This is a genomic window from Stenotrophomonas sp. G106K1 (assembly GCF_037969685.1).
GTDB lineage: Bacteria > Pseudomonadota > Gammaproteobacteria > Xanthomonadales > Xanthomonadaceae > Stenotrophomonas > Stenotrophomonas lactitubi.
The window spans coordinates 1-8558 of the sequence record NZ_JBBPFR010000045.1 but is presented as its reverse complement, the minus strand read 5'-3'; the positions used below and the strand labels follow the sequence as shown (position 1 = coordinate 8558).

Annotated in this window: 9 protein-coding genes; all 9 read right to left on the bottom strand. The window is 66.7% G+C overall.

Annotation, left to right across the window (positions count from 1 at the left end; genetic code table 11):
- Nucleotides 1-165: 165 nt before the first annotated feature.
- The 9 genes from WKB25_RS20980 to WKB25_RS20940 all read right to left on the bottom strand — a co-directional run bounded on the left by WKB25_RS20980 (nucleotide 166) and on the right by WKB25_RS20940 (nucleotide 8042).
- A complete protein-coding gene (locus tag WKB25_RS20980) occupies nucleotides 166-1812 on the bottom strand; it encodes a CsgG/HfaB family protein (protein ID WP_340572777.1) in 1647 nt (548 codons plus the stop codon).
- A 16-nt stretch (nucleotides 1813-1828) separates the two neighbouring features.
- Nucleotides 1829-2500: a hypothetical protein gene (locus WKB25_RS20975; protein WP_340572776.1), complete on the bottom strand. Its 672-nt coding sequence runs from the start codon at nucleotides 2498-2500 to the stop codon at nucleotides 1829-1831.
- Nucleotides 2501-2634: 134 nt separating this feature from the next.
- Complete coding sequence (locus WKB25_RS20970; RefSeq protein ID WP_205405395.1) at nucleotides 2635-3735, bottom strand: hypothetical protein; 1101 nt, start codon at nucleotides 3733-3735, stop codon at nucleotides 2635-2637.
- The gene (locus WKB25_RS20965; protein WP_340572774.1) at nucleotides 3726-4922 is read right to left on the bottom strand and encodes a hypothetical protein; all 1197 of its coding nucleotides are present in this window, start codon (nucleotides 4920-4922) and stop codon (nucleotides 3726-3728) included. The genes WKB25_RS20970 and WKB25_RS20965 overlap by 10 nt, the downstream gene beginning before the upstream one ends.
- Nucleotides 4923-5027: 105 nt before the next feature.
- On the bottom strand, nucleotides 5028-6290 hold the full coding sequence (locus WKB25_RS20960) for a sigma-70 family RNA polymerase sigma factor (RefSeq protein WP_340572773.1): 1263 nt from the start codon (nucleotides 6288-6290) through the stop codon (nucleotides 5028-5030).
- A gap of 45 nt (nucleotides 6291-6335) precedes the next feature.
- Nucleotides 6336-6692 (bottom strand): DUF1428 domain-containing protein, encoded by a 357-nt coding sequence (locus WKB25_RS20955; RefSeq protein WP_025878383.1) that lies wholly within the window; start codon nucleotides 6690-6692, stop codon nucleotides 6336-6338.
- Between the two features lie 23 nt (nucleotides 6693-6715).
- On the bottom strand, nucleotides 6716-7126 hold the full coding sequence (locus WKB25_RS20950; protein ID WP_340572771.1) for a VOC family protein: 411 nt from the start codon (nucleotides 7124-7126) through the stop codon (nucleotides 6716-6718).
- A 37-nt stretch (nucleotides 7127-7163) separates the two neighbouring features.
- Nucleotides 7164-7586, bottom strand: coding sequence for a VOC family protein (locus tag WKB25_RS20945; RefSeq protein WP_340572768.1), 423 nt, complete (start codon nucleotides 7584-7586; stop codon nucleotides 7164-7166).
- A gap of 39 nt (nucleotides 7587-7625) precedes the next feature.
- Complete coding sequence (locus WKB25_RS20940) at nucleotides 7626-8042, bottom strand: YciI family protein (RefSeq protein WP_340572767.1); 417 nt, start codon at nucleotides 8040-8042, stop codon at nucleotides 7626-7628.
- Nucleotides 8043-8558 lie beyond the last annotated feature (516 nt).

The following is an 8558-nucleotide window of genomic DNA, read 5'->3' as shown; positions in this document are numbered from 1 at the left end:
CCCCAACCCCGCCTTCGACAGATCTCCGCAATCTGTCGGAACGGCGGTCTGCTCGGGTAGGTGTCGACCTTGGTCGACACCATGGAGAACGAAAACAAGAAGGGGTCAGATCCCTTTCCCGGCGGGAAAGGGCTCTGACCCCCACGTGCATCGAACTGGAGGTTCTTACCAGTTCGGGTCTTCAGCCGGGGCGGCGGCGGGCTTGGGCTTCGGCTTGCTGGCCGGGCGCGCGGCAGCGGCCGGGGCGGCCGATGCGGTTGCGCCGGCGGCGGCCTTGGGCTTGCTGCCGAGCTTCTGACGCAGTTCGATCTGGCCCGGGCGGAAACCACCGCGCATCGCGTCCACGCCCTCTTCCAGCGTGCCGTAGGAGGTCTGCGCGGCCACGCGGTCGATGCGGATGGTGCAACACGGATGCTCGCTGCGGCCGAGCGAGCGGCCGGTCTGCGGGTCCTTCAGCTCTTCGCCCAGGCGCACGGCCTGCCAGCGCTGGCCGACCTGCACAGTGTCACCGCCCTGGCTCAGCACCACCTGGTCGCCATCGACGGACACCACCGACACCGGGAACAACGTGGTGACGATCGTGCTGCCGATCTGGCCGGACAGCGAATCCATCATCGAGGCAGCCATGCTGCGGCCGTTGACCACGCGCGGCAGGGTGCTCGGGCCGGTCGAGGCCAGCTGGTGGTCGAAGCTGTCGGACATCACCACCTGGCCGGTGGTGGCGTTGACCAGGCGCAGGGTGATGCGGCCGCCACCGGAGTACGAGGTCACCTGGCGATCGGACATGCGCAGGTTGCGCACGCTGCGCGGGTACTCGAAACGTTCGATGGTCGGAATCAGGATCAGGTCGGTCGCCAGCTGCTGGCCAACGCGTGCGGTGTCCTGCAGGCGCACGTTGCCACTGTTGATGTGGTCGATCTCGGCCTGCAGTTCGTCGCCGAACTCGCGGTCCAGCACGATGAAGCGCTGGGTCTGGGTAAGCGTGTCGGACAGCCGCGCGCGGATCGCCTGGGCGACCTCATCGGCATTCACCCGGCCATCGCCAACGGCATAGCTGCCCGACTTGGTACGTGGCAGGGCCACCACGATCTTCGGCTTGCCTTCTTCATCCGGTGCACGGTACTGGGCAATCTGCGCGCGGACACGCACCTTCCAGTAGCTGCGCATGCTGCGCCGGGTGACATCCGAATCGAAGGAGCTGGCACCGCGCTTGGCGTCGACCTTGACCTGCTCTTCGTAGCTTTCCTTGACGCTGGCCGACGCCGAACCGCCCTTGGCGGAGGCTTCGCCGGAGGCGCTGGCCGAGGCCGAACCCTTGAAGCTCCAGCCTTCGTCGCTGGCGCGCACGCGGGCAATGGTCTCTTCGTCGAGCTGGCTCACTTCATCCTGCGAGAGGATTTCATAGCCCAGCACCGCGCCCTGCGAACCGGCAATCATCTGCTGGGAGAACGCGTCGGCGCGGATATCGCCGACGTGTTCTCCGTCCACGTCCACATGCAGGCCTGCGCGCAGGCTCTGCATCTGGCTGGCCACGCGTACGCCGTTGACCTGGGCCACGGCCGACTGCAATGCCGCCAGCACCGCCAGTTCCGGGGTGCTGCCGATACCGTCGGCTTCGCGCGCGACCTGGGTGGTGCCGCCGAAATCCGGCGTGCCACGCAGGGGCGCTTCCTGCAGCGGCGCATTGCTGGCCAGTGCACTGGCGGCCTTGTCCTTGGCGGGTGCGGCTTCTGCCGGTGCATCCTGCTTGCCGCAGGCTGCCAGCAGGGCCGCGGCCAGGCCCAGGCCGATCAATCGAGTCGTCGTACGCATGCGGAGTTGCCTCGTATCAGAGCGAATCCAGCATCGAATCGGCGTTGGACGGCACCTTCACCTTGCTCTTCTTGGCGAAGGTCACGGCCGACTTGGTCGAGCCGTACAGGCCCTTGATGAAGCCCGGCGATTCCTTGGCAACCCAGGCACCAGCAGCCAGCTTGCGGCCAACGGTGGCCATCTGGGTGGCACCCAGGTTCTTCATGCCGGCCGCAAAGCCGCTGGCTTCGCCGCTCAGCTTCTGGGCTTCGGCAGCCGAGGCCAGCAGCGAGACCAGGCCTTCGGCGTAGTGCTGCTTGGATTCAGCGTTCAGTTCCGGCTGTGCGGCCTGGCGCTCGTCAATGGCGGCCTGTGCAGCCTGGCTGACCGAGACCGACTTCTTCATCGCATCAACGTTCACCGAACCCGACGACAGCGCCTGGCGCTCGGCTTCCAGCAGCTGCACCTGCTCGGCCAGGCCGAAGGCGCGGGCGAAGGAGGTCTGTGCCTGCAGCGAGTGCGACTGCGAGCTGACGAAACGACGGACCAGCGCTTCCTGCGCGGCTTCGTCCGGGGCGGCAGCGCTGGTGCTGCTGGAGGTACCGGTAGCGGCGCCGGCGATGTCCTTCAGCTTGCCGAACTGGGCGTGTGCCGGCATCGACAGGGTAGCGGCCGCGATGGCAACGACGAGAGCGGTATTGCGGATCATGGAAGATTCCTTTGGGAGAGACGGCCGCGATGCGGCACGCAAGATCGGGGATAGCAGCGGGTCGGTGCCGAGCAAGCCCGGCACCCACCAGAGCCGGTAGCGCCGGGCCATGCCCGGCGAGCGCAGCGGTAACGTCAGCGGACCGCCTTGACGTTCAGCTCGTTGATCATCTGCTGGGCGGCCTTTTCGGCAGCCAGCTGCAGCGCATTGGTACGGGCGACGGTCTCGTTCGGACCGGTACCGGAGAACTGCACCGGGCCCACCGACGACACGGTGCGCGGGAAGCGACCGGTCACGTCCAGCACCTTGCCGGTGACAGTGACGAACACGCGGGTGTTGCCGCTGGCCGGATCACGATCGCGCATGCCAACGTCGAGGGTGCCGACGGCGATGTACGGGATGTTCGCCGCGCGGATGCCGTTGGCGGTATCGCGCAGGGTGGCGGCGGACAGATCGTTGCCGGTGCTGAAGTCCTTGCGGATGCGCTCGATGCTGAGCAGGCCGCGCGACTCGCCTTCCACGTATTCGGCTTCAACCACTTCGTAGCCAGCGGCGCTGAAGGCACCGGTCATGGCCGTGTTGACCTCGGCGGCGTTGGCCACCTTCCAGCTGATGTTGTCGCTGCGCGCAGTGGTGCTGCCGCCGCTGGTGACCGACACCGAGCCGTTCTGGTTGATGCTGCCGTTGGTGCTGACCGAGTTGCCGCGGAAGCTGTCGCCTTCACGGGTGTTCTCGCTGTAGCTGCTGCTGGCGTCAACGCGGCGGTATTCCTTGTCCTGGAACGACTGCACGGTGTCCTGCGAGCGCGCCATGAACAGGAAGGTCAGCAGCGAGCGCTGCGCAGCGGTGGCACCGGCCACGGCCGAGCCGGCATCCAGCTTGGTCTGCAGCAGCGTGGTGTTGATCTCGGCACGGACGGTGACGCTGTAGGTCTTGGCCTTCTTGTCTTCGGTGTCCGACAGCTGCACCGCGCTGAGCACGTAGCGGTCGATTTCACCGAGGAATTCGGCGCGACGCGATTCGAACAGGCGCAGCTTGGCCGCACCGGATTCGGCGATGTACGCCTCCAGTGCATTGGCCTTGGCCTTGTTCAGGGCCTGGGCCCGGGTATCGGCACTCAGGCGCAGGCTGTAGCTGGCAGAACCGGTACCGCGCGAGCTGGCGGTCTGCGCGGCGACCGGCGAGGCCACCGCCAGGGCGATGAGGATGAGCAGGATGGTACGCATCAGCGACATGATTTGATCAACTCCTGGAGGGCTTGGGTCTGTTGCTGCAGCGGGCGTCCGCCCGGCTTCTGCTCGTCCAGCCAGGCGCGCGAATCGGCACGCTTGGCGGCGGCGCCGGCGAAGGCATCGAAGCCGGCCAGCAGGGTTTCGTAGCTGGCCGACCACTGGTCGACCTGCCACTGCGTGACCGGCACCACCTTGGTGGCGCCCTTGCGCAGCGGTTGTTCGAAGTACACCTTGCCGGAGAACGGCTCGATGACTTTGGCGGTGAAGAAGGCGCCGAACAGCATCGTCTTCATCGCCGGCGTTTCACTGATGACGCCATTCTTCAGCGCATCCACCTGCAGGCTGATGACGTAGTCCGCCTCGGGAATCTTCAGCTGGTAGACCTTGCCGTCGGCAAAGCGCGCAGCCATCGCACCGCCGATCGCCTGGCCCGAGGCCGGCGGCAGCAGGCCGACACCGGTATTGGACGACAGCGTCTTGGACAGTTCATGGGCCAGCGTGGCACGCAGCGGACCGGCCCACTTCGGGTCGGGCAGCTTGGCCAGCGTGGCGTCGGAGAGGGTCACCTCACCCACCTGCAGGCGCCGCGTGGCCGCCTCCGGCAGCTTGGCCTGGGCCAGGGTCGTGGCCAGCACCTGCGACAGGCTGGTATCGGCACCGCCGTACAGCAGATCTGCGACGATCGCGTCGATATCGTCGCTGTCCGGGCGGTACTCCTGCACGTCGATACGCTGCAGGGTGAGCGGATAGGAGGCGATCACCTGGCGCTCGCGGAAATCGAAGAACAGCGCCTGCAGGGCCACTTCCACCAGCACCTTGTACTGGTCGCCGATCGGTTCGACCGACACCAGTTCGCGGTCCAGCGCAGCGGCCAGGACCACGGCACTGGTAGTGCCGTCGAGCATCGCCACCGGCTGGTCGATCAGTTCCAGGTTGGCCGGCGCGCGGCGCTTGAGCGCCTGTGCCAGGGTCTGGTTGAGCGGAATCAGGCCACGCTTTTCCAGCACGGCATGCGCATGCGGAGTGGTTGCCTGTACGGCGGCGGCGTCAGCGGTATAGGCAAAACCGGCCCAGTAGGCCTGCTGCGATTTGTCTGCGGCCTGGCTGGCCAGCGGCCATACGGCCAGGCACAGGGCATAGGCAAACAGGCGCGCAAAAGCGCGCGGTGCGCTCTTCGTCCTTGAAAACATCAACCGCTCCTCGGTCACGACACACGAAAGACAGGCGCGAACACGCCCGCTGGGCGCGAAACATAGCCGCTCCGGGGCAAACCGACAAGTGCTGACCTTGTCGGCTCAGTTTTCCTGCGGCAGGCCGGCCCGTTGCCGCAGCAGGGTCCGCTCGGCCAGGTTCTGGCTCAGGGCCGCTGCCGAGGCGAATGCGTCACGTGCATCCTGCTCCCGCCCCAGCTGCTGCAGCAGCTCACCGCGCACCACCATCAGCGGTGCGTAGCCCTGCAGTCGTGGCTCGTCCAGCAAGGGCTGCAACAGCGCCCACGCAGCGAACGCACCTTCGCTGCGCGACACCGCCACCACCCGGTTCAATGCCACCACCGGCGACGGCATCACCTGCAGCAACTGCGCATACAGTGCAGCGATCCGCGCCCAATCGGTGTCTTCGGCGCGGCGCGCACTGGCATGGCAGAAGGCGATCCGTGCCTGCAACACATAAGGATCATCGCCGCCGCCTGCCGACACCGCGCGCGTCAGTGCCTGCTGGCCGCGTTCGATCTGCAGCCAGTCCCAGTGCGCCCGGTTCTGCTGGTCCAGCAGGATCGGCGCGCCCTGCGCATCCACCCGTGCCGCCGCGCGCGAGGCCTGCAGTTCCATCAGCGCCAGCAGACCCAGCACCGGCGGTGCCGGCATCCGATGGGCCAGAATGCGCGCCAGCCGCAGCGCCTCGGCGCACAGTGCCGGTCGCATCCAGTCGTCGCCCGCACTGGCCGCGTAGCCTTCGTTGAATACCAGGTAGATCGCCTCCAGCACCGAAGCCAGTCGTTCCGGCAATGCACCGGCACGCGGCACTTCGTAGGGAACCTGCTTCTGCGCCAACGTGCGCTTGGCCCGCACGATGCGCTGGGCGATGGTCGGCTCCGGCTGCAGGAAGGCGCGTGCGATCTCGATCGTGGTCAGCCCGCCCAGCAGGCGCAGGGTCAGTGCCACCCGCGCGTCCGCAGGCAGGACCGGATGACAAGCCACGAACATCAGCCGCAGCAGGTCATCGCCGATGTCGTCTTCCAGGGCCTGGCTGTCATCGGGCGCGGGCAATGCGGCCGGATGCAGCTCCTCTCCCCATTGCGCATGCTGCTGCGCCACGCGCTGGTGCTGGCGCAGCACATCGATGGCACGGTTGCGCGCGGTGGTCATCAGCCAGGCTCCGGGATTGTCCGGGATGCCCTGCACCGGCCAACGCTCCAGCGCGGCCAGCCAGGTGTCCTGGGCCAGCTCTTCGGCACGACCGACGTCGCCGCCGAGCAGCCGCGCCAGGCGCGCGATCAACACTGGCGATTCCATCCGCCAGAGGGTGTCCAGGCGCTGGCTCAGGGCGGGCTCGTGCATGCAGCGATCACAGCATGCGAGCCCGGCCTGCACAAGCACCGGCGTTCACGCTTCCACGATCGGCTTGAAGCCGCCCCAGAACATGCGCTTGGTATCGAATGGCATGTCCTTGGGGCCGATATGCGCCAGCCTCGGGTCGGCCATCACCTTCTTGTTGATGCGATCGCGCGCCGCGCGCGTGCGGAACACCACGAAGGCCACGATCACCGTTTCACCCGGCTTGAGCTTCACCGCCTGCGGGAACGACGTCGATTTCCCGGGTTGCACGTCATCGGCCACGCATTCCATGTACTGCAGCGCGCCATGGTCCTTCCACACCGCTCCGGCCTGGCGGGCAAGGCGGCGATAGGCCGCCACCTTGTCCTGCGGGCACGGCAGCACGTAAGCATCCACGTAAGCCATGAGGGTCTCCCTTGCGGCGGCCGTCAGCCCGGCTCGCCGTCCATGTGTGCGATTTCCCAGAGATGCCCATCCAGGTCCTGGAACCCGCGCTGGTACATGAAGCCGTAGTCGCGCGCCGGCTGCGGTTCGCTGGCACCGGCGGCCAGCGCCTTGTCCACCATGGTGTCCACCGCCGTGCGGCTGTCGGCCGACAGGCAGGTGATCACTTCGGTCTGCGTGTGCGCATCGGCGATGCCCTTGGCGGTGAACTGCTGGAAGAACGGCTTGACCAGCAGCATCACGAAGATGCTCTCGCTGACCACCATGCAGGCGGCGTTCTCGTCGGTGAAGGCCGGGTTGAAGCTGTAGCCCAGCGCGGCGAAGAACGTTTTGGCTTTTTCCAGGTCCTGCACGGGCAGGTTGACGAAGATCATCTGCGGTTGCGGTGTACTCATTGGTGCGGTTCCCTGCGATGGTTGGAGAGAAGGAACATCAGGGCTGCTTCATGCAGTTGACCATCCACGGCTTGCCGTAGCGGTCGGTCAACATGCCCCAGCGGTGGGCCCAGAAGGTTTCGGCGATCGGCATCTGTACCTGGCCACCCTCGGCCAGTGCCGCGAACACGCGCTCGGCTTCTTCGATGCTGTCCACGTCGATGTTGATGGTGGTCGAGCTACCCTCGCCGCCACCGGGACCATCGGCCGCCATCACGATCGCGCTGCCGATCTCCAGCTGGCTGTGGGCCACATGGTCGAGCGTGTCGGCCGGCATCTCATTGCAGCCTGGCGAACCGTCGGACGGCGGCATGTCGCGGTACTTCATTTCCGACGTGACCTGGCCACCGAGTGCCTTGGCATAGAACGCCATTGCGTCATGGGCCTGGCCGCTGAAGCCGAGGAAGGGAATCAGTTTCATGGGAATACTCCGTCGATTGGGATGAATGCGCGGCCGTGCTCAGGCGCGGTCGAGCTGCTCACGCAGACGCTGTTCCTGCTGCTGTAATTCAGGGGTGAAGGCTTCACCGAAGTCTTCGGCCGAGATCAACGGGCGCAGTTCCAGCGCACCGCCTGCACTGAAGGGCGCGCGACTGGCCCATTCGGTGGCCTCGTCCAGCGAGCGCACCTCCCACAGCCAGAACCCGGCAATCTGCTCGCCGGCCGGGCCGAACGGGCCGGTCTCGATCCGTGGCGCACCGCTGCCGAAATGAATGCGCCGACCGCGCTGGGTGGCATGCAGGCCTTCCCCGGCGAGCATGATGCCGGCGGCCACCAGTTGTTCGTTGTAGGCGCCCATGGCGGCCAGTTCCTGTTCGCTGGGCATGCGCCCGGCTTCGGAATCGGCGTTGGCTTTGACGATCACCATCACTTTCATTGCGGTCTCCGCTGGGCCGCGGGTGCGTGCCCTTCTCTCTTACAACGAACCAGGGGCGCGAGGATCGACAGCTTCCGGGAAATTATTTTTATCGCGGAGAGCGCGCCTTCGGCGGGGATCGGCGAACGGCGGGGCCCCTCCGTGGCGGGGTGGGTTGGTCGTGAAGAGCTGCATCTCTGCGGGTTGGCCGGGCGGGTGGGCTGCGCAGGGGACGCCGTGAATACATCCCTGTAGGCTCGGGCGCGCCATCCATGGCGCTTACGCCCCTGCGCAGCCCACCCGCCCGGCCACGGACAGGTCCCTGCGGCGTCCACCACCGGAAATCATAAACAAGGGCAAAAGCGGGTCGCTTCGCTCGCAAAGCCAAGGCAGCCAGCCGACCGCTTTTGCTGTTGCTGTTGCCTTTTTTTCTTGATCTTCCCGTGGTGGTTCGGCCACCGGAATCTGTCTGGGGCTGGGCGGGTGGGGTTGGCGGGGTATCCGCGCCATGGATGGCGCGGCTAAGCCTCCAGGGGT